Origin of the sequence: Massilia eurypsychrophila, from assembly GCF_002760655.1 — a bacterium.
Taxonomy (GTDB): domain Bacteria; phylum Pseudomonadota; class Gammaproteobacteria; order Burkholderiales; family Burkholderiaceae_D; genus JAFCUW01.
In genome coordinates, this window is the sequence record NZ_PDOC01000003.1 from 237,907 (window position 1) to 261,126 (window position 23,220).

A 23,220-nucleotide genomic window follows, 5' to 3' on the forward strand; every position below is an offset into this window, starting at 1 on the left:
CATGACAGTGAATCGCACCAGTACGCTCGCCGGCGTTGCGGCGGGCGCATTCCTGGGGCCATTTACGCAGACGGTCTACACGCCCGCGCTCGGTCAGCTGGAGCAGTACTTCCACGTCAACACCTTGCTGATCAACCTGACCATCTCGCTGTTCACGGCGATCCTGGCGGTCAGCAATTTTGTCATTGGCCCGATTGCCGACCGTTGGGGCCGGCGCGCGATCTTGCTGCCCGGGCTGATCATCTATATCGGCGGCTGCCTGCTCTGCATGGCGGCCGATAGCTACGGCCTGTTCCTGGCCGGGCGGGCGCTGCAGGCCGCCGGCATCAGCGCCGCGGTGCTGATCGCGCCAACCGTGATTGGCGACATTTTTGCGCCGGAAGAGCGCGCCAAAGCGATGAGCACGTACCAGACCGTCAGCTTCATGGGTCCCGTGGTCGGCCCGGTGCTGGGCGGCGCGATCGCCTATTTCTTCCCGTGGCAATGGATCTTTGCCGTGCTCGCCGTCGCCGCGACGGGCGTGCTGCTATATAACTGGGCGCGCCTGAAGGAGACTTTGCCCGCCGATACGGTGCCGGCGCCGATCAGCCTGAAGATGTTCGGCAGCGTGCTGCGCAACCGCTCGGCGGTTTCCATCCTGGTGATCGGCTTCAGCCAGTTTTACGGCTACTACGTGTTTCTCGTGTTCTTGCCGGTGCTGCTACACAAGATGCTGGCACTGCCGGAGAAGGTGTATGGCTTCTTCTTCGTTCCGCTGACCTTGGGCCTGCTGCTTGGCGTGCGCCTGGGTGCGCGCTGGCAGAAACATTGGCCGCGCGCCCGCATCCTCAACGCCGCTTCATTCGGCATGGGCGTCACCGTGGCGCTGTTCTGGATGGCGCTGCACTGGCAGCTGATGAATATTGCGCTGCTGGTGCTGCTGCTTGCCTGCTACGGATTGCTGCTTGGCTGCAGCACGCCGATGCAATCGACCATTCTGGTCAACCTGTTCCAGCAGCAGAAGGGTAGCGCCGTCGGCCTCTACAATTTCTTCCGCTTCTCCGGCGCCGCCATCGGACCGGTCGTGGGCGGCATCTTGGTGATGCGCTATTCCGTCAACGCAGTGTTTCTGCTGCTGGCCGTTCTGTTGATTGCCGCCGCGTTCGTGATCCGGCGTTACTTGTCCGATCCGTATGAGCCCTGATGGCCCAATTGAAAGTGCCCGCGCAAGGCGGGCACTGTTATCTGGTGCGGGGTCCAGGGATCGAACCTGGTTATCAGTCTTTAGGCATAAAACCGAACTCGGACTGGGCTTTACCAATAAGCGAACCTCGCAAATGAATACTACCGCAAAATTCCAAAATGGCAATTAAAATTCGCGTCAATCAATATTAATTCTTTCATGGAATTTAGTCATAGTGATAGGGTTTTACCGGAACGTCATTGTCGTGGCGGGTTTCAAGGTCATTCAAGTCAACCATGTGGTCCCACCAGATGTACCAGCCCTCCGCCTGGCTTTGCTCGACTTCCGGGTGCTGCGCCATGTAATCGTGAATGAATTGATCAAATTCTGATACGTAGCCGCCGGGGCCGCTACGGGACTGCTCAGGTTTCGCGCTCATAGTTCCCTCCAGTGACCCGTGTTTGACCTCTCTCAGCTTGGTGAGTTCTCCATAGGCAGTTCGGCGCCGCCAGTTTGGATATACTGCACGCAGGAAATGCCGTACGATACGCGCCGTCAGCTGCCTATTTTGAAGACGCAATGAATCAAGAGTTACTCAAGGAATCGACTGCCACCGAGGCGGCGCCGCGCTTTCGCCCGGTGCCGTGGACGGCGCTGGAAACGCCGCAGGATGTCGAGTTGTGGATTGACGAGCACAACCGCAGCTTGCAGGAAAATATTGGCCCGCAAGAGACCGGCTACGGCGTCTGCTTCGCGCTCGCCGTCGGCGGCAACATCTTCATGCAGACCAGCGGCGACGCCATCATGCTCGACGTCGAGCCCGACGCTGCGTGGGTGGCGCCGCTGATCATCGCCGCGACCGGCGCCGCCGAGCCGGCCGGGCAGCTGTGGGTGCTGCCCGAAGACAAGCTGGTGCAGCTGATCATCGGCCTTTCGAGCCTGGTTGCCAGCACCACGCTGGTGAGCGGCCACAAGTTTGGCTCGCGCAATCGCAAGATGGCATAGCCGCCTCATTTACCCATTTCGACCGATCGGACCACGTCATGCGCCTGCACGCCACCAACCATTTCCGCCGCCACGCCCTGAAACTGGCGGCGCTGGCGCTTGTCGCCGGCCTCGCGTTGCCGGCCGCCGCTGCCGACCTGCTGACCACCGCCAAGGCGCGCGGCACCTTGCGCATCGCCATGGAAGGCACTTATCCGCCGTTCAACTTCAAGGATCCGAAGACGGGCGAGCTGGCCGGCTACGACGTCGACGTCGCGCGCCTGGTGGCCGCCAAGCTGGGCCTGAAGCCCGAGTTCGTCAGCACCGAGTGGGCGGCGATCCTGGCGGGCCTCGGCGCCGGCAAGTACGACGCCATCGTCAGCCAGGTCGGCATCACGCCCAAGCGCCTCGAGGCCTTCGACTTTTCCGAGCCGTACACCTACTCCAGCCCGCAGCTGATCGTGCGCAAGGACGAGCGCGCCATCTACGCGACGCTGGCGGCGCTGAAAGGCAAGAAGCTGGGCGTGGGGCAGGGCAGCGTGTTCGAGCAGCAGGCCAAGGCGGTGCCCGGCATCGAGGTCAGGAGCTACCCGGCGGCGCCGGAAAATCTGCAGGACCTGGCGGTGGGCCGGATCGATGCCGCGCTCAACGACAGCCTGATGGTGGCCTACCTGCTGAGCAACTCGAAGCTGCCGATCAAGGCCGGCGCGCGCGTCGGCAATGTCGAGCGCATGGGCATTCCGTTTCAAAAAGGTAATCCGCAGTTCAAGGCGGCGGTCAACAAGGCCCTGGCGGACGCGGCGGCCGACGGCAGCCTGAAGAAAATCTCGGTGAAGTGGTTCGGCACCGATGTCAGCCGTCCGGCGCCGTAAGACGTCGCGCCGCTGACTTGATGGACCTGTTCAACCTGCTGCGCGACGCCGCGCCCGTGATGCTGACCGGCGCCGGCTACACGCTCGTGTTCGCCATCGCGTCGATGGTCGGCGGGCTGGCGCTCGGCTTCCCGGCCGCGGTGATGCGCATGTCGCCATACGCACTGCTGCGCTGGCCTGCCACGCTGTACGTCAGCGTGATGCGCGGCACGCCGCTGCTGGTGCAAATATTCGTCATCTATTATGGATTGCCGAGCATCGGCATCGAATTTACGCCCGTCACGGCCGGCGTACTGGCGCTGTCGCTCAACGCCGGCGCCTACCTGTCGGAAAGCTTGCGCGGCGCCATCGACAGCATCGGCGTCGGCCAGTGGCGCGCCAGCTTCAGCCTTGGCCTCGGCTACTGGCAGACGCTGGGTCACATCGTGTTGCCGCAGGCGCTGAGGGTGGCGGTGCCGTCGATGAGCAACACCCTGATCAGCCTGATCAAGGACACGTCGCTGGTGTCGGTGATCACCATGACCGAACTGATGCTCACGACCAAGGAAGTGATCGCCACAACGTTCCGTCCCTTGCCGCTCTACATCGCCGCCGCCGCCATCTACTGGTGCATGAGCCTGGCTTTCGAAGCGGTGCAGCGGCGCGCCGAGCGCCGCCTGAACCGCGCCCATCAGTCAACGTGACAACGGGGTCTGACCCCGTTGTCATTGCGGCGGGCCGCGTCACGCCATCCTGTTACGCCTTCGGCATCTTGCAGGCGGCGACGTAGGCGTCAGGATGCGCCTCGAAGATCTTGCCGGTGGTCTTGTTGACCACGCGGCCCTTGGCGTCCTTCACCACCAGCTGCGAGTAGTAGGTCTGGATCGGGAAGTGGTTGACGTTGAACTTGAAGTCGCCGCGCACCGACTTGAAGTTGGCCGCTTCCAGCGCCTTGCGCAGCGCGACCTTGTCGCCCAGTTTGCCCTTGGTGTCGCGCACCGCCGCGTCAATCAGCAGCGCCGTGTCGTAGCCTTGCGACGCATACACCGACGGCAGGTGCTTGTATTCCTTCTCGAAGGCGGCGACGAACTCCTTGTTCGGCGCGTTATCGAGGTCGGTATTCCAGTGCGCCGCGTGCTGGTTGCCGACGGTGGTCTCGCCCAGCACCGTCAAGGTGTCCTGGTCGAAGTTCCAGCCGGTGGCGTACAGTGGGATCTGGCCCTTCAGGCCGGACTGGTTCCACTGCTTGATGAAGTTGATGCCCGAGCCGCCCGGCAGGAACATGAAGACCGCTTCCGGCTTGGACGCGCGGATCTGCGCCAGTTCGGTGGCGAAATCGAGCTCGCCCATCTTCACGTACGCTTCGTCGGCGACCTTGCCCTTGTAGTAGCGCTTGAAGCCGGCCACCACGTCTTTGCCGCCCGGGTAGTTCGGCGCGATCAGGTAGGCGCTCTTGTGGCCTTTTTCGGTGACCAGCTGGCCGGCCGCTTCGGCGTAGCTGTCGCTGATCCACGAGACGGCGAAGAAGTACGGGTTGCAGCGCTCGCCGGCCAGGTAGGAAGGGCCCGAGTTAGGGCTGATCAGGAAGGTCTGCGAGGCGAACGTCGCCTGGTCGACCGCGGCCATGATGTTCTGGAAGATCACGCCGGTGACGAAATCGACCTTGTCCTTCTTGATGAATTTTTCGCCGATCTGGCGCGCCACGTCCGGCTTGCCCTGGTCGTCCTGCACCAGCACTTCGACCGGCACGCCACCGAGCTTGCCGCCGTTTTTCTTGAGGACCAGGTTAAAGCCGTCCAACACCGCGGTGCCGAGCGCTGCGGCCGGACCGGACAGGGTGCTGACGAAGCCGATCTTGACTTTGTCGTCGGCGTGGGCCGACATCATGGCTCCCGCCACCAGTGCTGCGACTACCGTTTTCTTGAACATGTTCTCTTATTCCTCAAATCAAAGTGTGTGGACGAAGGTACTGCGTTGCTGACAGTTGCGATGCTCTTTGTTGCGGTGCTGCGAAAAAATTCAGGCCTGGCGCTTCTTCATGGCGCGCGTGTCGATGCAGCGCGCGGTCCCCGGTAACTGCTGCGCCCACTCCTTGATCACGCCGCGCTGGATCTTTTGCGACGTCGTCAGTGGCAGCTGGTCGACAAAGGCGACGTAGCCTGGCGCCTTGTAGTAGGCAAGCTGCGTGAGGCAATATGCGGTAATCGACGTGGCGGTGGCGGCCGGGTCGGCCTGTTGGTCGTGCAGCACCACCAGCGCCATCACTTCGTCGCCGCGCACCGGGTCGGGCGTTGCGGCCACCGCCACCGACTGCACCGCCGGATGCTGGCGCAGTACCGACTCCACTTCCACGGCGGCGATGTTTTCACCGCTGCGGCGAATCACGTTCTTCTTGCGGTCGATGAAGTGCAGGTAGCCGTCAAGGTCACGCATGACGATGTCGCCGGTGCGAAACCAGCCGCCTTCCCACGCTTCGGCGCTGGCCTGCGGGTCTTTCAGGTATTCCTTGAAAAAGCCGCGGCGCGGGTCGGCGCCGCTGGCGCGTACCCACAGTTCGCCCGGCTGCGCGCTTGCCGCTTCTTCGCCGGCGTCGTCGACCAGGCGGATCTCGAGGGCCGGCTCGGGCTTGCCGAAGCACGCCGTGCCGATGTGGCGCGGCTCGCGGTTGGCGATGATGACGGCGCCGGCGCCGGTTTCGCTCATCGCCCACGCTTCGATCAGCGGCACGCCGAAGCGCTGCTCGAACGATGCGTGGTGCAGCTTGTCGACGCCGGCGCCAAAACCAAAGCGCACGCTGTGCTGGCGGTCGCGCGCATCGGCCGCCGCGCCCATCAGCATTGCCGGCATCACGCCCAGGTAGTGCATTACCGTCGCGCCGGAGGAGCGCACGCTGTCCCACCAGCTGCGCGGGTGGAAGCGGTCGAGCGGGATGATGCAACCGCCGGCGTAGATCATCGCCATCGTCGAATACGCCATCGCGTTCATGTGCACCATCGGCAGCGGCGTGATCAGCCGCTCTTCGCCCGCCTTGAGCGTGCACAGGCCGCCGATGCCGTTGTACCATGCGCCGGCCAGCAGGAAGTAGTCGTTGGTCAGCACGCATCCTTTCGGTCGGCCGGTGGTGCCCGAGGTGTACAGCAGCGCGCATTCGGTGCCGGTGTCCGGCACGCCTGCAAGCGGCGCGGCGAACGGCGCCGGCTCGATCAGGTCGGGCGCTTCGGCGCCGATGATCACCAGTGCGCGCCCGGCTGCCGCTGCCGCCGCCTGCAGCTCGGCGGCGCGCTCGCGCAGCGTCACCGCCAGGCAGATCTCGCTATGGCCGATCAGGTAATTGAGTTCGGCCGCGCGCATGTCGGTATTGATCGGCACCACCGACACGCCCAGCGCGTTCAGCGCCAGCCAGTGCAGGAAAAAGGCCGGGCGGTTTTCCAGCATCAGGCCGGCCCGGTGGCCGTGCCCGTAGCCGGCGGCGGCATATATCTGTGCCAGCCGTTTGACTTTGCCGAACGCCTCTTCGTACGAGATGGTCTGCGCCTCGATGCCGTAGCAGGCTGCCGTCTCCGGCAGGATGTGCAGGAAAGGACGCGCGCCGTGGCGCGCCGCGGCGTCGGCAAAGCTGGCAAAGACGGTTGTTGAAGTCAAGTCAGTGCTCCTCGATTACATGAACAGCTGGATGGCGGGCAGGCAAGCGTCGCAATTGAGCAGGTCGACGCGTTTCAGCGCGATCTTCAACTGTCGGTCTATCCGCGCCAGCGTATGGAACACCGTGCCGGCGTACATCTGCTGCACATTGCCCTGCGTTTCGGTGTAGATGAACTGCGTGCGGGTGACGTAAATACCGGCCGCTTCGTCGGCCTGTTCCACATCCGGCGCCTGCAGCAGATGATGGCTGCGCGAGGCCGGCTGCTGCGAATATGATCGCACGTTCTTGAGCCGCTCGATGCGCAGCTTGAGCAGCAGCTTGTCCTCGTACATCAGCGACACGTGATTGAGTCCGTCCGGCTGGCCCGGCGTCAGCGGCACCCAGTACATCGCGTCCTCGGTGAACAGCTCGTACCACTCGTCGAAGCGCTTCTCGCCCAGCATGCGCGCTTCGGCGTAGACGAATGCGCGCAGTTCTTGCGCCAGTGTCTCGTTGATCATGTGGCCTCCTGCGGCATCATGTATTTGCGCCAGGCGCGGAACTGGTTGCGCATCGAGATCTCGCTGGTGCCCTTGGTGGTCAGGTCGTCCTGCGTCAGTTCGGACGGCGAATAGTCGCGGTGCAGGCTGACCCACTCGTTGCCGGCGGCGCGCAAACCCTCCTGCATGGCGCGGTAGACGTGCAGGTCGTCGTGGCCGACGACCGACATCGGCGAATTGATCAGGCGACTGTACATCAGGGTGCGCTGCAGCAGCTTGTCGGGCGCGCCCTTCAGGCGGAAGGTCCACGATTCGACCACGGTCTGGTTCGGGCCGAGCGGGCGTACCACGCGGATCGACTGGATCGCGCCCTTGATCGTCAGGCTCGGGTAGTACACCGTATTGTGGCGCGAGGTGCCCAGGATCGAGCGCGCGCGTTCTTCGCCGTAGGTGTCCGCCATCGCCTGTTCGTACTCGGGAATGGCGGCGTAATTCGAATGAATCGAGAAGTTCACGCCCGAGTAGCTGTGGCCATTGGCGAACACGCGCACGCCCATGTCGTCGAAAAATTTGTAGTCCGACATGAAGGGCACGAACTGCTCGATCGGCATCGGCTTCGGCTCGTCGGCCGGTTTGCCTTCCCAGAGCTTTTTGGCGGTGCCGGCCGACGATTCGTGCGCCACCATCGGATGCATGGTGTCGTTCAGATTCTCGATGAACATCTTCCAGTTGCAGTCGTGGACGAAGCGCAGGCAGCCGCCGGCGATTTCCAGTTCGCCTTCCGGCGAGCGGTCGGCCATGTTGTCGATCGAGGAGAGCGACTCGCCGAAGAACTCGAGAAAGCATGGCCCCTCGTTCGACAGGCGCACGAAGACGAAGCCGCGGTAGATCTCCACGTTCGGCACCGTCACCAGGCCCTTGCTGGCATCGCATTCCTTCAGGCGCGTGCCTTCATAGGCGTTCTTGAGCGGGATCGCCAGCAGCGAGCCGTCGGTCTTGTAGGTCCAGGCGTGGTAAGGGCAGCGGAAAAATTTGCCGGTGTTGCCGCACACGTCGGACACCAGCTTGGCGCCCTTGTGCGCGCAGCGGTTCATCATCACGCGCACCGAGCCGTCCGTATGGCGCACCATCATCAGCGGCTGCATTGCCACGTCGGTGGCGTAGTAGTCGCCTTTTTCCGGCACCTGGCTGGCGTGGCCGACGTAGACCCACGTGTTGGACCAGAGCTGGGCCATCTCGAGGTCGAAGATATCCTGGTCGAGATAGACGTCGCGGTGCACCTGGTCGTCCTGCACCAGTGCTGCCACCGCCGCCGGGTCATCCCTGTAATTGTTTGCGGTCCTGTTTTTCATGTCTGTCTCCGAAATACAACTTGGGTCAGGCGTCGAGCACCAGGCAGCTGCCCTTGGCGCGCGAGATGCAGATCTGGATCACGTTGCCGGCCGCGCGTTCCGACGCGGTCAGGCAGTTGTCGCGGTGTTCGATGTCACCCGACAGCACCGGCACCGCGCACACGCCGCATTCGCCGCGCTTGCAGTCGAACATCGGGTCGAGGCCGGCGTCGATCATGGCGTCGAGGATGGTCTGGTCGGCGCCCACCTGCAGCCGCGTGCCGGACTGGGTGAGCTCGACTTCGAAGGCGACGTCGCCCGCTTCGGGCGCGGCGGAGGCGAACAGTTCGTAATGAATATGGTCGATCTGCCAGCCAAGTTCCAGCGCGATGTCGCGCACGGCGTCGATCATGCCTTTCGGGCCGCAGGTGTACAGCGCCTGCGACGGCTTGCTGGCGGCCAGAAGCGCGCGCAGGTCGAGCCGGCATGTGCTGTCGTCGTCGGCATACACGCTCAAGGCGTCGGCGCCGTCGGCGCGCAGTTCCGGTACCAGCGCAAGCTGGTCCATGCTGCGGCCGGTGTAGTGCAGCGCGTAGCGCTTGCCGGCCTGGCGCAGGGCAGTGGCCATCGAAATGAGCGGCGTGATGCCGATGCCGCCGGCGATCAGCAGCACGTCGTCGTGCGCCGGGTCGAGACGGAAGGCGTCGACCGGCATGCCAACCTGGATGCTGTCGCCGGCCTTGAGCTGGTGCATGAACAACGAACCGCCGCGGCCACCTTCCTCGCGCCGTACAGCGATCAGGTACTCGGCCGGATGCTCGTCGGCGCCGGTGCGGATCAGCGAATAGTGGCGCCAGTCGGCCTTGCCGCCGATCTCGACGCCGACCTTGATGTGGGCGCCGGCCTGCCAGGCCGGCAGCGGCGCGCCGTCCGGGTGACGCAGCCGGAACGCGGTGATGTGCGACGTCAGCTGGCGTACTTCGGCCACCGTCAGCTTGAGCAGGTCGTCGTTCATGCGGCCACCCCGCTCATCATCGCTGCCAGCTGCTTGCCGCTGTCGTCGGCCAGTGCGGCTTCGCGCAGTCGGCGCAGCCGGCTGGCGGCGTCGGGACCCTTGCGCAGCGCCGGCAGCGCCGCCATCAGCGTGTCGAAGTTGAGGGTGCCGCGGATGTGGGTGTCGCCGTAACCCTTTACCAGCCGCTGCGATTCGGCCACTTCGAGCGCCAGCGCGTAATCGGCGCCGGCCTGCGTTTGGATATGTCCGAGCCATTCGGCGATTTTTGCGTGCTCCGCCTGGAAGCGCAGCGATTTGCGGCGCATGCCTTTCAGGCTGGCGACGCAATACAGCAGCAGGTAGCCGCGCAGCGACGTGGTCTGGATCACGCGCCCCTTGTGCGCGAAACGATGTACGAGCGAGCGCGCCCAGCCGGTCGCCAGCAGCCAGCGGCCGAGGGCGGCCGGCATCGTGTCGGCGATTTCCTCGACGCGCGGATGCATGAACTCGTTGATCTGCACCACCTGCGCCTTGGCCGCGCCGATTTCCTGCGTGACGCGCTCGAACCGGCTGCGCCGCGTCTTCAGGTCCGCCACCCGGATGGTGTCTTCGTAGCTCATCCACAGCGCCAGGTAGCGCGCCGTTTCGTTCAGCAGGCGGTAGGTGCCGTCGCCATGGCGGCGGTCCAGTTCGCAGATGGCGGCCAGCCGGTCGAGGTAGTCGGTGGCGTATTTCTCGTCCTGGTAGTCGGCCATGCGCAGCACGCCGGCCGTCAGCGTCGGTTCGACCGCGGCCGGAAAATCGCGGCCGATGCGGGTAGCCTGTGGCTGCAGGCGCGCGCCTGGGGCCGCGGCTGCCGGCTCGGCGTGAATGGCGGCACGCGACGGCGCCACTGCCTGCGGGCTGGCGCCGACCGCGAAGCCGGCATTGAATGCGGCCAGGCTGGTGTCGATGCCGACGCCGCCGCGACGGATCGCTTGCTCGAACTGGTCGCGGACGAACGGCAGCTTGCCGCTGCCGGCCAGCGCGCCGAACAGGGCGGCGCTGATCACGCTGCCGTTTTGCTCGGCCAGCCGGGCGAAGTCGGCGTGCACGAAGCGCTGGGCGGCGGCGTAGCCTGCCTCGATCAGGCGCTGGGCGTCGACGCGGCCGTCCGCCATCGCGGTTTTTTCCGTCATCGAATAGACGCGGTGGGTCGACGCGATCAGCAAGGTCTTGTCGACCGTGACCAGGCCGCGTTGCACCGCACGGCCGGCTTCCATCAGTTCGGATGCCAGCACGATGTCGAGCTCGCCCGGCGTGGGCATCATGCCCAGCACCGGCGCCACGCCGGCGCCGACGCCAGCCACCGGCGCGAACATCTCGAGGTAGTAGATGGTGGCGCCGGTGCGCTGGGCCACGCCGGGCACCGACGTGGTCTGTGCGTAGTAGCCGGCTTCCTCGGCCATGTCGACCATCCAGTCGGCCAGCACGCCGCCGCCTTCGCCGCCCATGGCCAGGATGGCGATCTTGATCGCTCTCGGGGCAGGGCGGCTGCGGTCAAAAGATACTTCGGTAGTGTTCATGGCGTGCTTGCCGCTTTCAGTGAATGGATTCGATGCCGGCCAGACGCCGTTCGATGCGATCCTGCAGGAAGCCGATGACGGTCCGCCGCACGCGGTCGCGCAGGCGGTCGAAACGGGTCGGATTGCTGATCGTGGCGGCGCGGTAGAACGATGGGCACAGCACAGCGGCATGCGCCACCTCGCCGCACAGACCGCAGCCGACGCAGCTGTTTTGCACCGTCACCACCGGGTCCTTGCGCAGCGGGTCGGGGTTCGGCTTGATCGTCAGCGACGGGCAGCCCGACAGACGGATGCAGGAGTGGTCGCCCGTGCAGGTGTCGGAATCGACGCCGAAGCGCTCGCGCACCACGCGCTCGCCCGATTTGAGGGCCTTGCGCACCAGCGGCTTTTCGCGCCGCTGCTTGTTGAGCATGCATTCGCTCTGCGCGATGATGACCTTTGGACCGGATTCGGTCGTCGTCAGCGCCTCGCGCATGCTGTCGCGCAGGTCCTCGAGCTTGTAGGTATTGGTGATCTTGCGCACCCACTTGACGCCGACGCCGCGCACCGCGTTTTCGATCGGCACCTGGGTCACGCGCAGCGGGTTGGCTCCCCTGGAGGACAGCAGGTCCTGGCCGCCGGTGGCGGCGCTGTAGTTGTTGTCGACGATGACGAGCAGGTTGTCGCTCTTGTTGAACACCGCGTTGCCGACGCCGCTGGTCAGGCCGTTGTGCCAGAAGCCGCCGTCGCCCATGAAGCTGATGGCGCGCTTCGATGTTTCGCGCGTGTTGAACGCGGCGGCGCCGGCGGCGCCGAGGCCATAGCCCATGGTGGTGGCGCCCAGGTTAAACGGCGGCAGGATTGAAAACAGGTGGCAGCCGATATCGGAACTGACATGGTGCGTGCCCAGTTCGCGCTCGACCAGCTTGAGTGCGGTGAAGATCGGCCGCTCCGGGCAGCCGGTACAGAATGACGGCGGGCGGGCGTGCACTTCCTGGTCGATCACCGGCACCGGGAATGGCTTGGAGCCGGCCGTGACGGGCCTGGCGGCGATCGGCAGCGCTGTCTGGTCGATCAGCTGCGGCGCATATTGCTGCACGAAGCGCAGGATCCCTTTCAGCATCGCCGCGGCGGTGTATTCGCCGGCCATCGGCAGCATGTCCTTGCCGTGCAAGGTGGTTGGTATGCCGGCGCGGCGCAGCAGCGCGTGCAGGTTCTGCTCGATGTAATCGGGCTGGCCTTCTTCGATCATCAGGATCGCGCGCTTGCCGCTGCAGAAGCGGTCGATTTCGCTGTCGACGACCGGGTAGGTGACGTTCATGACGTACAGCGGGATCTTGCTGTTGCCGAAGGCGTCCGACAATCCCAGCAGGACCAGCGCGTTGATGACGGTGTTGTACAGGCCACCTTGCAGCACCAGGCCGAAGTCCTGGGCGCCATCGGCGAAGAACTCGTTGAGCTGGCGCTCTTCGATGAACTTGACCGCGGCCGGCCAGCGCTTGGTAATCTTTTCCTGCTCGTGCACGAAGCTGGCAGGCGGCAGCACGATGCGGCTGACATCACGCACCGGGTTCTCGAGCGCGTCCTTCAGGGTGAAGGCCGGGCGTACATTATCCTTGGCGATGAAGCGGCCGTGCACGTGGCAGGCGCGGATGCGAAGTTCCAGCATCACCGGGGTGTTGCTCGCCTCCGACAGCTCGAAGCCCTGTTCCACCGCATTGACGATCGACGTCAGGTTGGGGCGCGGGTCGAGCAGCCAGATCTGCGATTTCATGGCGAAAGCGTGCGAGCGCTCCTGCATGATGCTCGATCCCTCGCCGTAGTCTTCGCCGACGATGATCAGGGCGCCGCCGGTGACGCCGCCCGAGGACAGGTTGGCCAGCGCGTCGGACGCGACGTTGGTGCCGACGGTGGACTTGAAGGTGATGGCACCGCGCAGCGGATAGTTGACCGAGGCCGCCAGCGTGGCCGCGGCGGTCGCTTCCGAGGCGCTGTGCTCGAAGTGGGCGCCGAGTTCCTCGAGAATGTCGTTGGCGTCCGTCAGGACGTCCATCAGGTGCGAGATTGGCGCGCCCTGGTAACCGGCGACGTACGAAACGCCCGACTGCAGCAGCGCTTTCGTCACCGCGAGAATGCCCTCGCCGTGGAATTCTTCGCCGGCGCCGAGGCGTAGTTTCTCGACTTCGTTCTTGAAGGACCGCTCCGCCACTTTATCTCTCCAGTCGCCGTTTTTGCCGTGCCAGGTTCATGCAAAATGCATGAAAATTCATGCAATCTATTTGACGCCTAAACTAAATCTGAGTCAAGTGTATTTTGTCGATACTGAGGGCGGACGCCGATTTGGCTGGCGTCCGCCCTCGAAGGTTAGACAGCGTTCATCAGAAGAAGTGGCGCACGCCGATCGCCACAGCGCGCGGATCTGCGCCGGCCAGTGCCACCATCGGCGCGCCGCCCGCGCCGGTCACGCCGTAGCGCGCCTTCGCTTCGTTGCGCACCGTCGAAATACCGCCGTACACGGTGGTGCGCTTCGACAGGAAGTAGTCGTAGCGGATGCTGGCGGTGCGCGCATCGGCGTCGTTGGTGACCTTGTTCTGCAGGCCGCCGATGTCGAGCAGCAGGGCGCCGCCGCCCATCGGGATGGTTGCGCTCAGGTCGAAGTAGTCGTTGCGCGTGATGTTGGCGTCGTCGCGCCGCACCTGGTACACCAGGGCTGTCTTGACCACGGTGAAGTCGTAGGAGGCGCCCAGCGCGGTCCATTTGTCGGCATTCGTGTCGGTGGTGGTGCGGTTCATGTGGGACATGTTGACCGACAGTTTGCCGCTGTCGTACTGGCCCGACACGACGCGCACGTTGCCGACCTTGCCGGCGCCTGGCGCCGAATTCTCACCCAGCGCGTACATGGCCTTGAACACGAAGCCTTTGATGTTCGGCGTTGCGTACTGCAGCGCGTTGTTGGCCCGTGCCGACGGCGGCTCGAGGAAGTAATTGGCGGCGTTACCCCAGCCCATGCCGCCACCGAGCGTGTACAGCAGGTTGGTCATGAAGAAGGGCGTGTACTGGCGGCCGACGGTGACGGTGCCGAAGTTACCGGTCAGGCCGACGAATGCCTGGCGGCCGAACAGCAGGCCGCCTTGCGCGGCGGTGCCGTCGTCGACGTTGATGCCGGTTTCAAGCGAAAAGATCGCCTTCACGCCCCCGCCGAGGTCCTCCACGCCGCGAAAGCCGATGCGCGACGGAGTTGCGCCGCCATTTTGCACGCGCGTCACCGTGGCCTGGCCATTGCGGCCCGACTCAAGGTAGGCGTCGAGCGCGCCGTAGATCGTAACGCTGCTTTGGGCCTGCGCCGCACCTGCAGCTGCGCCAAGCACTGCGAGGGTGATGACTATCTTCTTCATGTGTCTTCCAGTTCATGGTGGATTGAAAAAACGGGGAAGTCCCCTTAGCAACCGGTGCGTCGCTATCGTTGTCTCCCGCCGGCATGGGGCCGGCGAGATCTTATTCTTTGGGGCGAAGCGCCGCGCCGGGCGCGCGCAGCAGGTCCAGGTGCCGCAGCATGCCGAGCGAGCGTCCCAGCACGTCGCGCCGGTAAGCGTCGGGATCAACACCGGTGTAGTCGTAGAATCCCTTGCCGGTCTTCAGGCCGATGCGGCCTTCCTCCATGTACTGCTCGACGATGGCCGGCGGCGCGAAACGGGTCGGGTCGATCGCCTGCGCCAGGTAGCGGCTGGCGTAATACAGGATGTCGTTGCCGCCGAAATCGATGAACTCGACCACGCCGATCGAGGCGAAGCGAAAACCGAAGCCGTAGCGCGTCGCCTTGTCGATTTCCTCGGCGGTGGCGATGCCCTGTTCGATCATGCGGGCAGCTTCGTTCATGATCAGCGCCTGCAGCCGCGGCACGATGAAGCCGGGTGCCGCGGCGCAGACCACCGGCACTTTGCCGGCACGCTCGAGCATCGCCTTCATGGCGTCGACCACTTCGGCGCTGGTGCCGGGGTGGGGGCTGAGTTCAACCAGCGGCACGATGTAGGCGGGATTGAGCCAGTGCGCGTTGAGCAGCCGCTCCGGATGCGTGACGAATGCAGCCAGGTCGGTGACGAGAAAGGTGGAGGTGGTCGAAGCGACGATGGCGTCGGCGCGCACGTGCTCGCAAATAAAGGCGAACGCGTCACGCTTGCCATCGAGGACTTCCGGTACGCCTTCGAACACGACATCGGCGCCCTCGAGGGCCGCTGGTGCATCGGCCAGGCCGACGAAACGTACCCGCGCCATGATTGCAGGCAGTTCGCCGGCGTCGAACATGCCCAGATCGGCCAGCATGCGCAGGCTGGAGCCGATTTCGGCCAGGCTCTCGGTTTCAAGTTTGGCGGTCGCCTCAAGCGCGCGCGGCTTGATGTCGATCAGCGCTACCTCGTGTCCCGCGTAGGCAAAGGCGATGGCGATGCCGCGTCCCATGCGGCCGGCGCCGACCGCGGCGATATGCTGCAACGCTGGCGTGCTCATTGAAAGCCGTTCTGCAGCAGGTCGTTCATGGCTGCCTTGCCCAACTGCCCGAGGCCGAGCGCGTCCAGCGTGCGCTCGCCGCGCGCCAGGTCTTCGCCGACGATGGCGCCGGCCATCGCCAGCAGGCCGCTTGCCACCGGCACGTCGATGCCAACCCAGCGCGCCACCGACACGAGGAAAGCCAGTCCCATTGCCGTGTCTTCGCGCATGTAACGGTGCGTGTGCAGGTCGATATGCTCGCGCCAGTCGCCGCTGTCGACCAGCTTCTTGTGGGCGTCGCCGTACATCCACTGGTCGTTGTTATAGTGGTCGGCCAGCGGGAAGTGCGGAGCGCCGTAATCGAGCGCCTCGCGCACGGCCATGCGTTCGCCGTCGAGGCGGTCGGTGACGCTGCGTACCGCCGGCTGCGTGCCTTCGTTGTGGATGTCCCACTCGGGGAAGTGCTGCAGCGGGGCCGCGTTCATCATGATCAAAGGCGGGTGGATCACCGGGCCGGCATTCATCAGCGCGCCGGAAAGGATGTCGCCACAGCGTTCCACCGAAGGATATGCGCGGGCGATCACGGCATGGGCGTGATCGGCGCGGCTGGCCGGGAATACGCCGGTTGGCAGGCGCGTGGCGCGGATGGTGATGGCCACTTCGGCCGGCCCGTGCTTGCGCGCCAGGTAGGGAAGGGTGCCGGTTTCGGCGAACGTGACGGCGGCGTGGTTGCCGCTGTCCCAGACGATCTTCGCCATCAGGTAGCCGCCGAAGGTGCCGGGCGGGAGGAACACGACCTGGCCGTTGGCCAGGTGCGGCGCCATGCTGCGCGCGATGTCGGCCTGCGCCAGCGCCGGTGTCGGCAGCACGATCAGCTCGGCGCCGTCGAGGGCGGCGGCGATATCGCCGGTGGCCAGCGCGATTTTCACATCGCGTTCGCCGTCGGCATCCTTGATGCGGATGCCTCCTTGATCGAGCACCGCCTGAAGCGCCGCGGCGTCGCGCCGCCACAGCCGCACTTCATGTCCCTGTTCGGACAAATCGGCCGCCGCCGCATAGCATCCGTGCCCGCCACCCAGAATCGCAATCTTCAAAGCAGTCTCCCAGTTACATGAAATGTCATACATTTGTCACTAATTTAAGTCTAAACAATTTAACTGTCAATAAATATATTGTGGTTGCGGAAGTGCTGGGCGACGCCGCATGGAAGGGCGCAAAAAGGCTTGATCTTTATATACTTTAGGCTTAAAGTAATAATGCCAAGGGGCTGAAGATGAGGCCTGACTGGGGCGCCTGGCGCCACGCAAAAACCGACTCACCGGAGACCGCATGACCCCGACCGCCCATCTCGATACCTTCGCCAACGACAATCTGCCGCCACGTTCGCTGTGGCCCGAACTGCGGTTCGATCTGGCCGAGCTGTCCTATCCGGACCGCCTCAACTGCGCCGTCGAACTGCTCGACAAGATGGTCGCCGGCGGCCACGCGCAGTCGCCCGCCATTCACGGCGCCGACGCCAGCTGGACCTACCAGCAGCTGCTCGAAAAAGTGGACCGCATCGCCCATGTGCTCAAGGACGATCTCAAGCTCGTGCCGGGCAACCGCGTGCTGCTGCGCGGCGCGAACAACCCGATGATGGCAGCGTGCGTGCTGGCGGTGTGGAAGGCCGGCTGCATCGCGGTGCCGACCATGCCGCTGCTGCGCGCCAAGGAGCTGGCCACCATCATCGACTTGGCGAAGGTCGACGCGGTGCTGTGCGCCGACGACCTGAAAGAAGAAATCGCAGGCGCGATGGCAAAGTCGCCGGTACCGGCCGGCGCGCTGTATTTCAATGCGGCCGGCGCCGATGCGCTGGAGGCGCTGATGGCCGCCAAGCCGGCCAGTTTCGACGCCGTCGACACGTCGGCCGAAGACGTGTGCATCATCGGTTTCACCTCGGGCACCACCGGGCGGCCGAAGGGCACGATGCATTTTCACCGCGATATCATGGTCATCTGCGACTGCTTCCCGCGCTCGATGCTGAAGGTACAGGCCAGCGACATCTTCATCGGCACGCCGCCGCTGGCGTTCACGTTCGGCCTGGGCGGCCTGCTGCTGTTCCCGCTGCGTTACGGCGCTTGCGCGGTGCTGCTCGAGAAGATGACGCCGGCCCTGCTGCTGGCGGCGATTGCCAGGTATCGCGCCACCATCTGCTTCACGGCGCCGACCTTCTACCGCCAGATGGCGCCGCTGGCGCACGAGCATGACCTGTCAAGCCTGACGCGCACCGTGTCGGCCGGCGAAGCGCTGCCGCTGGCCACGCGCATCAGCTGGCAGCAGGCCACGGGCCTGGCCATGATCGACGGAATCGGCGCCACCGAGATGCTGCACATCTTTATTTCCGCGGCCGGCGACGATATTCGCCCGGGCGCCACCGGCAAGCCGATTCCCGGCTACCAGGCCTGCATCATCGACGAAAACGGCGAACAGGCCGGGCCCGGCGTGACGGGGCGGCTGGCGGTGAAGGGGCCAACCGGCTGCCGCTACCTGGCCGACCCGCGCCAGGCCGACTACGTGCACAATGGCTGGAACCTCACCGGCGACGCCTATCAGGTCGACGCCGACGGTTATTACTGGTATCAGGCGCGCACTGACGATATGATCATCTCGGCCGGCTACAACATCGCCGGCCCCGAAGTGGAGGACGCGCTGCTGCTGCATCCGCTGGTGACCGAGTGCGGCGTGGTAGGGTGTCCGGATGAGGAACGTGGCCAAGTCGTGCTGGCGTATGTCGTGCTCAAGGCCGGAACCGAGGGCACGCCCGAACTGGCGAAGGAACTGCAGGACTTCGTCAAGCGCACCGTGGCGCCATACAAGTATCCGCGTAAGATCGAGTTTCGTAGCAGCCTGCCGCGCACGGGCACCGGCAAGCTTCAGCGTTTCGTGCTGCGGCAGGAAGCGACCGGACAGAATTAAGTGAAACAAGAAGGGCAGCGAAAAAGAAGGCCGCAATTGCGGCTCACATGATTGTTCAACCAGGAGTCGACATTGAAATTATTACGCCTTTCCGCAGCAGTTCTCGCGATGACCGCAGCTTGCGCGGCGCATGGCGCCGACAAAGTTAAAGTCGGCATGCTCACCACCTTGTCCGGTGCGGGCGCCGGCCTTGGCGTCGACATCCGCGACGGCTTCTCGCTCGCGCTGACGCACCTGGACAACAAGTTCGGCACCTTGCCGGTCGAAGTGTTCACCAGCGACGACCAGCAAAGCCCGGACGTGGCCAAGCAGATGACCGAGCGGCTGCTAAAAAAGGAAAAGGTCGATTTCATGACCGGTATCGTGTTCTCGAACGTGATGCTGGCAGTGGGCCCTAGCGTGTTCGCCGCCAAGACGCACTTCATCAGCGCCAACGCGGGTCCGTCGCAATACGCCGGCGAACAGTGCAATCCGTATTTCTTCAACGTGGCCTGGCAGAACGATAACCTCGACGAGGCAGTCGGCAAGCAGGTCACCGCGCAAGGCTACAAGAACGTCGTGCTGATCGCGCCTAACTACCCGGGCGGCAAGGATGCACTGACCGGCTTCAAGCGCTACTACAAGGGCAAGGTCGCCGACGAGATCTACACCAAGCTCGGTCAGCTCGATTACGGCGTTGAACTGTCGCAGATCCGCGCTGCCAAGCCGGACGCGGTATTCATCTTCCTGCCGGGCGGTATGGGGATCAACTTCATCAAGCAGTTCGTCGACTCCGGCCTGTCCAAGAGTTCGCAGCTGTTCGGCCCTGGCTTCTCGGCCGACGAGGACATCATCAAGGCGGTTGGCGCGCCGATGCTGGGCATGTTCAATGCGTCGCAGTGGGGCCACGACATGGACAATGCGCAGAACAAGCGCTTTGTCGCCGACTTCCAGAAGAAGTATGGCCGCCTGCCGTCGCTGTATGCGTCGCAGGGCTATGACGCGGCGATGCTGATGGATTCGGCTGTGCGCGGCGTCAAGGGCAAGATTGAGGACAAGGAAGCGCTCGGCAAGGCGCTGAAAGCGGCCAACTTCAAATCGGTGCGGGGCGCCTTCAAGTTCGGCCACAACAACTATCCGGTGCAGGATTACTATGCGCGCGTGATCGGCACCGACAAGCAGGGCCGCGTCACCAACCGCACGCTCGGTCCGATCCTGACCAACCATGGCGACGCCTATTCGGCGTCGTGCAAGATGTAAGAGCGGTAGTCGTATGATGAAAAAAGCCAGGAAATCCTGGCTTTTTTTATGCGCTGCAATGCTGGGGTCAGGTCTGACATTCGGACAAAAAGCTGGGGTCAGGTCTGACATTCGGACAATTTGCGCCATTTTTCTTTGCTCAGCTCGCCATAAAAAAATGCCCATAAACACGATTGGCCGATGAGTCCGCCTGAAAGCGGCCATAAGTGTCCGAATGTCAGACCTGACCCCAGCTTTTTGTCCGAATGTCAGACCTGACCCCAGCTTTTTGTCCGAATGTCAGACCTGAACCCAGCGTTGCCGCTTTACTCCGGATCGTGTTGCTCGAACCAGGTCCTCGGCGATATGCCGCGGTCCGGTCCCAGCACCGAAAAACCGCCATCGACAGGGATGTCGACGCCGGTGATCCACGATGCGGCGCCCGACACCAGGAACGCCACCGCGTTGCCGACTTCGCTGCCCTGGCCGACCCTCCCGAGCGGGTGGAACGGCGCGGCGACGGCATCGGCGCGCTCGCGCGAACCGTGGCTAAGCTGCTCGATCGACGGCGACCAGGTCCACGCTGGCGACACTGCCACCACGCGGATGCCGCGCGGCGCCAGCGTGACCGCAAGGTTCTTCGTCAGCTGCAGCAGCGCCGCCTTGGAGGCGGGGTAGAGCGCACGCCCGGCCGCACCGAATTTGCCGCCGGTGCTGCCAAGGTTGATGATGACGGCGCCTCGCTCCATGTGCGCCACCGCCTTTTGCGCGAAGATCGCAGCCGACACAAGGTTCACGCCGAGCGTACGGTGCCAGGCTTCGCGCGTCGAGTCGAGGCCCGCGTCGGTGTAGATGCAGGCATTGTTGACCAAAATGTCGAGCCGGCCGAAGCGCGCCAAAGTGGCCGCGATGCAGCGGTCGATGTCGTCGTCGTTCTCGATGTCGGCTTCGCAGTACATCGCCTGCGCGCCTGGCCGCTCCAATAGCTCGGCAACGACGGCCGCGCCCGAACTGCGCCCGAGAATGACCACGTGCGCGCCGCACGCCGACAGCACCCGTGCGATGTCGAGCCCCAGGCCCTGGGTGCTGCCGGTGACGATCGCCACCTTGCCGGCGATCGACGTGTCGGGAGTGTATGCGGTGCTCATGCCGGCCACACTGATTCGACGTCGCACACCCGCGCGATCAGGCGCATGCTCTCGAGCGCGGCGGCGTGGGCTGCCGGCACGCCGGCGGTGCAGGCGTCCGCGGCAACCGTCACTTCGTACCCCATGTCGACCGCGTGCCGCACCGTGCTCTCGACAACCGAGTGGGTGGCGACGCCGGCGACGACCAGGCGCCGCGCACCCACCGCGCGCAGCACCGTCTCCAACGACGATTCGTAAAAACCGTTGATGCGCTTGTGGGTGACGACGAATTCGCGTGCATCGCCGTCCAGCGGCGCCAGGCTGTCGTAGAAACCGGCGCCCCAGCTGCCTTCGGCCACCGCGCCGATGGCGGCGACGTTGCGGAAGATCGGCGCATTAGCCAGCAGGTCCGCGTAGTCGGGTCGGAACGCAACGCGCACGTGCACGATTGGCAGCCCATGCTCGCGCGCCTGTTTGAGCAACTGCTCCGCCGCCGCGATCACGCCGGCGCGAAGCGGGCTGTCGGCGGCGATGCCGACCCGGATCTTGCCGTCCGGGTGCAGCACGTCGTTCTGGTAATGCAGCGCGATGACGGCGTCCATCAGATGAACACCTGCAGGCTGTCGTGCACCGCGTCGCAGTTGACCAGGTCGACCCGCTTCAGGTGGATCTTCCAGCTGTCGCCGTGCGGCGCCAGCTTGTGGGTGATACTGCCGGCCATCTGGCGCGGCGTGCCCTGGCGCCATTCGGTCATCTGAAACACCGAGTGCACCACCAGCTTGTCGCTGCCATCGAAGCCGGCCGCGATCACATTGCCGACCAGCCGCGAGGTGCGAGTGACCGGCTGCTGCGACCAGTTGCGCGCGTTCGACAGGCGCTTCATGCGCACCTCGCGCAGCATCTTGTCCTCCCACGCCAGCGAGATATGGTCGTACGGGCTTTGCTGGTCGTGCGCCTGCGGGATCCAGTACATGCCGTCGTCGGTCCACATGGCCAGCCAGTCGGCCACGCGCCGTTCGTCGAGCGCGCGCGCTTCCATGTACAGGAACTGCTGCAGGCGGTGCTGGAGGTCGAGCGATATTTCGGCCGGCCGCAGGCCGTCGGTCGATACGTCGAAATCGAGGTCAAGCAGCATGAACGGCCTCCGTTTTCGTGGCGAGCATGTACTGCTTCCATGCGCGGAACTGGTTACGCATCGGCAGTTCGCTGGTGCCGTTGGTGGAGATCATCCCGCCTGGCACGACGCGGTCGGTGCCGAGGTAGCGGTGAAGGCTGATCCAGTCGCCGCCGTGCGTCAGGTTGCCGTCCTGGCAGCGCTTGTAGACTTCGACGTCGTCGGCCATGACGTTCGACGACGGCGAATTGATCACGTTGGCGTACATGAGGCTGCGTTTGAACACCGCCTCCGGCGCGCCCTTCAGGCGAAACGTCTGGATCTCGATCATGGTGCGGTCCACCGCCACGGGGCGGATCACGCGGAACTGCTGGAACACGGTATGCGGCGAGCCGCTGCCGTAGATGATCGTGTTGTGGCGGTTCATGCCGAGGATCTCGAGCGCGCGCTCCCGGCCCCATGCCTGTTCGAGCACCTCGAAGTGAGCGCGCGTGACCGGGTCGCGTTCGGCCGCGCCCGGGTTGAAGATCCCTTCCATGTAGCCGTGGCCGTTGTCGTAGGCGCACAGGTCGAGCTTTTCCCAGAACGAGTATGGCTCGCCGTTGCCGTCCATGATGTGCAGCTCGAGCGGCATCTCGCCCATTTCCTTCGCCTGGTCGCGCGCGGCGACCACCGACGACTCGTGGGTTACCTGCGCATGCATCGTGTCGTGCAGGTTCTCGTAGAAGACCTTCCAGTTCGAGTTCTGCCACACCTTGAAAACGCCGCCGGCCACTTCCACTTCGCCCACCGGCGAGCGGTCGCACAGGTTGTCGATCGACGTGATGACGCCGCCGAGGAAGGACTTCAGGTCATCGCCCTGGGCGGCCTGGCTGGCGAACACGAAGCCGCGGTAGCTCTCGACCCGCGCCAGCTGGCGCATCGAAAAGTCGGGGTGCTTGGGATCGAAGCAGGTGCCCTCGAAACCTGACTTCATCGGCGCGGCAAGGTGGGCGCCATCGAGCTTGAAGGTCCAGGCGTGATACGGACAGCGGAAGAATTTTCCAGTATTGCCGCAGCCGTCGGGCACTAGCTTCGCGCCCCGGTGCGGGCAGCGGTTGTACAGCACGTAGACCTTTTTGTCGTTGGCGCGCACCATGATGACGTCCTGGTCGCCGATGCGGGTGGCGTAGAAATCGCCCGCGTTCGGCACCTGGCTGTCGTGGCCGACGTAGATCCACGCGTGGCCGTAGATCCGTTCCATCTCCAGCTGGTAGAGATCGGGGTCGGTGTACACCGATTTGTGCACACTGTCGTCGCGCACCAGCGCGTCGATCTGTTCGTTGGTATAGGCCAT

The 23,220-nt window shown here is 64.5% G+C and carries 21 protein-coding genes and 1 tRNA gene; 6 read left to right on the forward strand and 16 right to left on the reverse strand.

What is annotated here, in order from left to right; translation table 11 throughout:
* The first annotated feature begins 1 nt into the window (after position 1).
* On the forward strand, positions 2 to 1,183 hold the full coding sequence (locus CR105_RS06725) for an MFS transporter (protein WP_180288115.1): 1,182 nt from the start codon (positions 2 to 4) through the stop codon (positions 1,181 to 1,183).
* A gap of 42 nt (positions 1,184 to 1,225) precedes the next feature.
* Here the strand turns inward: CR105_RS06725 and CR105_RS28240 are convergent.
* Positions 1,226 to 1,314, reverse strand: a tRNA-OTHER gene (locus tag CR105_RS28240).
* A 74-nt stretch (positions 1,315 to 1,388) separates the two neighbouring features.
* Positions 1,389 to 1,601, reverse strand: coding sequence for a DUF3460 family protein (locus tag CR105_RS06730; RefSeq protein WP_099787663.1), 213 nt, complete (start codon positions 1,599 to 1,601; stop codon positions 1,389 to 1,391).
* A gap of 140 nt (positions 1,602 to 1,741) precedes the next feature.
* On the opposite strand from CR105_RS06730, the gene CR105_RS06735 reads away from it, so the two are divergent.
* From CR105_RS06735 to CR105_RS06745, 3 genes are read left to right on the forward strand one after another with little or no spacing between them, the layout of a single operon-like run.
* Positions 1,742 to 2,167 carry a hypothetical protein gene (locus CR105_RS06735; RefSeq protein WP_099787664.1) on the forward strand — a complete coding sequence of 142 codons (426 nt, stop codon included), beginning with the start codon at positions 1,742 to 1,744 and terminating at the stop codon, positions 2,165 to 2,167.
* Between the two features lie 38 nt (positions 2,168 to 2,205).
* The gene (locus CR105_RS06740; protein ID WP_099787665.1) at positions 2,206 to 3,018 is read left to right on the forward strand and encodes a transporter substrate-binding domain-containing protein; all 813 of its coding nucleotides are present in this window, start codon (positions 2,206 to 2,208) and stop codon (positions 3,016 to 3,018) included.
* A gap of 20 nt (positions 3,019 to 3,038) precedes the next feature.
* Positions 3,039 to 3,701: an amino acid ABC transporter permease gene (locus tag CR105_RS06745; protein ID WP_099787666.1), complete on the forward strand. Its 663-nt coding sequence runs from the start codon at positions 3,039 to 3,041 to the stop codon at positions 3,699 to 3,701.
* A gap of 52 nt (positions 3,702 to 3,753) precedes the next feature.
* On the opposite strand, the gene CR105_RS06750 is transcribed toward CR105_RS06745, so the two are convergent.
* From CR105_RS06750 to CR105_RS06795, 10 genes are all read right to left on the reverse strand, one after another.
* Entirely contained in the window at positions 3,754 to 4,926 is a 1,173-nt protein-coding gene (locus CR105_RS06750) for an ABC transporter substrate-binding protein (protein WP_099787667.1), read from the reverse strand.
* Positions 4,927 to 5,016: 90 nt separating this feature from the next.
* On the reverse strand, positions 5,017 to 6,639 hold the full coding sequence (locus CR105_RS06755) for an AMP-binding protein (protein ID WP_099787668.1): 1,623 nt from the start codon (positions 6,637 to 6,639) through the stop codon (positions 5,017 to 5,019).
* A gap of 15 nt (positions 6,640 to 6,654) precedes the next feature.
* Positions 6,655 to 7,140 (reverse strand): aromatic-ring-hydroxylating dioxygenase subunit beta, encoded by a 486-nt coding sequence (locus tag CR105_RS06760; protein WP_099787669.1) that lies wholly within the window; start codon positions 7,138 to 7,140, stop codon positions 6,655 to 6,657.
* Entirely contained in the window at positions 7,137 to 8,471 is a 1,335-nt protein-coding gene (locus CR105_RS06765; protein ID WP_099787670.1) for an aromatic ring-hydroxylating dioxygenase subunit alpha, read from the reverse strand. The genes CR105_RS06760 and CR105_RS06765 overlap by 4 nt, the downstream gene beginning before the upstream one ends.
* Before the next feature lie 25 nt (positions 8,472 to 8,496).
* A complete protein-coding gene (locus tag CR105_RS06770; RefSeq protein WP_099787671.1) occupies positions 8,497 to 9,465 on the reverse strand; it encodes a PDR/VanB family oxidoreductase in 969 nt (322 codons plus the stop codon).
* Positions 9,462 to 11,009, reverse strand: a complete 1,548-nt coding sequence (locus tag CR105_RS06775) for an indolepyruvate oxidoreductase subunit beta family protein (RefSeq protein ID WP_099787672.1) — start codon at positions 11,007 to 11,009, stop codon at positions 9,462 to 9,464. The genes CR105_RS06770 and CR105_RS06775 overlap by 4 nt, the downstream gene beginning before the upstream one ends.
* Before the next feature lie 16 nt (positions 11,010 to 11,025).
* Positions 11,026 to 13,197 carry a thiamine pyrophosphate-dependent enzyme gene (locus tag CR105_RS06780; protein WP_099787673.1) on the reverse strand — a complete coding sequence of 724 codons (2,172 nt, stop codon included), beginning with the start codon at positions 13,195 to 13,197 and terminating at the stop codon, positions 11,026 to 11,028.
* Positions 13,198 to 13,366: 169 nt separating this feature from the next.
* A complete protein-coding gene (locus CR105_RS06785; RefSeq protein WP_099787674.1) occupies positions 13,367 to 14,383 on the reverse strand; it encodes a porin in 1,017 nt (338 codons plus the stop codon).
* Between the two features lie 100 nt (positions 14,384 to 14,483).
* The gene (locus CR105_RS06790) at positions 14,484 to 15,491 is read right to left on the reverse strand and encodes a 3-hydroxybutyryl-CoA dehydrogenase (protein ID WP_099787675.1); all 1,008 of its coding nucleotides are present in this window, start codon (positions 15,489 to 15,491) and stop codon (positions 14,484 to 14,486) included.
* Positions 15,488 to 16,564, reverse strand: a complete 1,077-nt coding sequence (locus CR105_RS06795; protein ID WP_099787676.1) for an NAD/NADP-dependent octopine/nopaline dehydrogenase family protein — start codon at positions 16,562 to 16,564, stop codon at positions 15,488 to 15,490. Before CR105_RS06795 ends, CR105_RS06790 begins: the two co-directional genes overlap by 4 nt.
* Positions 16,565 to 16,799: 235 nt before the next feature.
* On the opposite strand from CR105_RS06795, the gene CR105_RS06800 reads away from it, so the two are divergent.
* Complete coding sequence (locus tag CR105_RS06800) at positions 16,800 to 18,425, forward strand: AMP-binding protein (RefSeq protein ID WP_099787677.1); 1,626 nt, start codon at positions 16,800 to 16,802, stop codon at positions 18,423 to 18,425.
* Between the two features lie 108 nt (positions 18,426 to 18,533).
* Positions 18,534 to 19,664: an ABC transporter substrate-binding protein gene (locus CR105_RS06805; RefSeq protein ID WP_099787678.1), complete on the forward strand. Its 1,131-nt coding sequence runs from the start codon at positions 18,534 to 18,536 to the stop codon at positions 19,662 to 19,664.
* A gap of 305 nt (positions 19,665 to 19,969) precedes the next feature.
* On the opposite strand, the gene CR105_RS06810 is transcribed toward CR105_RS06805, so the two are convergent.
* Genes CR105_RS06810 through CR105_RS06825 form a run of 4 tightly spaced genes read right to left on the reverse strand, consistent with a single transcriptional unit; the run spans position 19,970 to position 23,220 of the window.
* A complete protein-coding gene (locus CR105_RS06810) occupies positions 19,970 to 20,791 on the reverse strand; it encodes an SDR family oxidoreductase (protein ID WP_099787921.1) in 822 nt (273 codons plus the stop codon).
* On the reverse strand, positions 20,788 to 21,372 hold the full coding sequence (locus CR105_RS06815; RefSeq protein WP_099787679.1) for a cysteine hydrolase family protein: 585 nt from the start codon (positions 21,370 to 21,372) through the stop codon (positions 20,788 to 20,790). The genes CR105_RS06810 and CR105_RS06815 overlap by 4 nt, the downstream gene beginning before the upstream one ends.
* On the reverse strand, positions 21,372 to 21,905 hold the full coding sequence (locus CR105_RS06820) for an aromatic-ring-hydroxylating dioxygenase subunit beta (protein WP_099787680.1): 534 nt from the start codon (positions 21,903 to 21,905) through the stop codon (positions 21,372 to 21,374). The genes CR105_RS06815 and CR105_RS06820 overlap by 1 nt, the downstream gene beginning before the upstream one ends.
* On the reverse strand, positions 21,895 to 23,220 hold the full coding sequence (locus CR105_RS06825) for an aromatic ring-hydroxylating dioxygenase subunit alpha (RefSeq protein WP_099787681.1): 1,326 nt from the start codon (positions 23,218 to 23,220) through the stop codon (positions 21,895 to 21,897). The genes CR105_RS06820 and CR105_RS06825 overlap by 11 nt, the downstream gene beginning before the upstream one ends.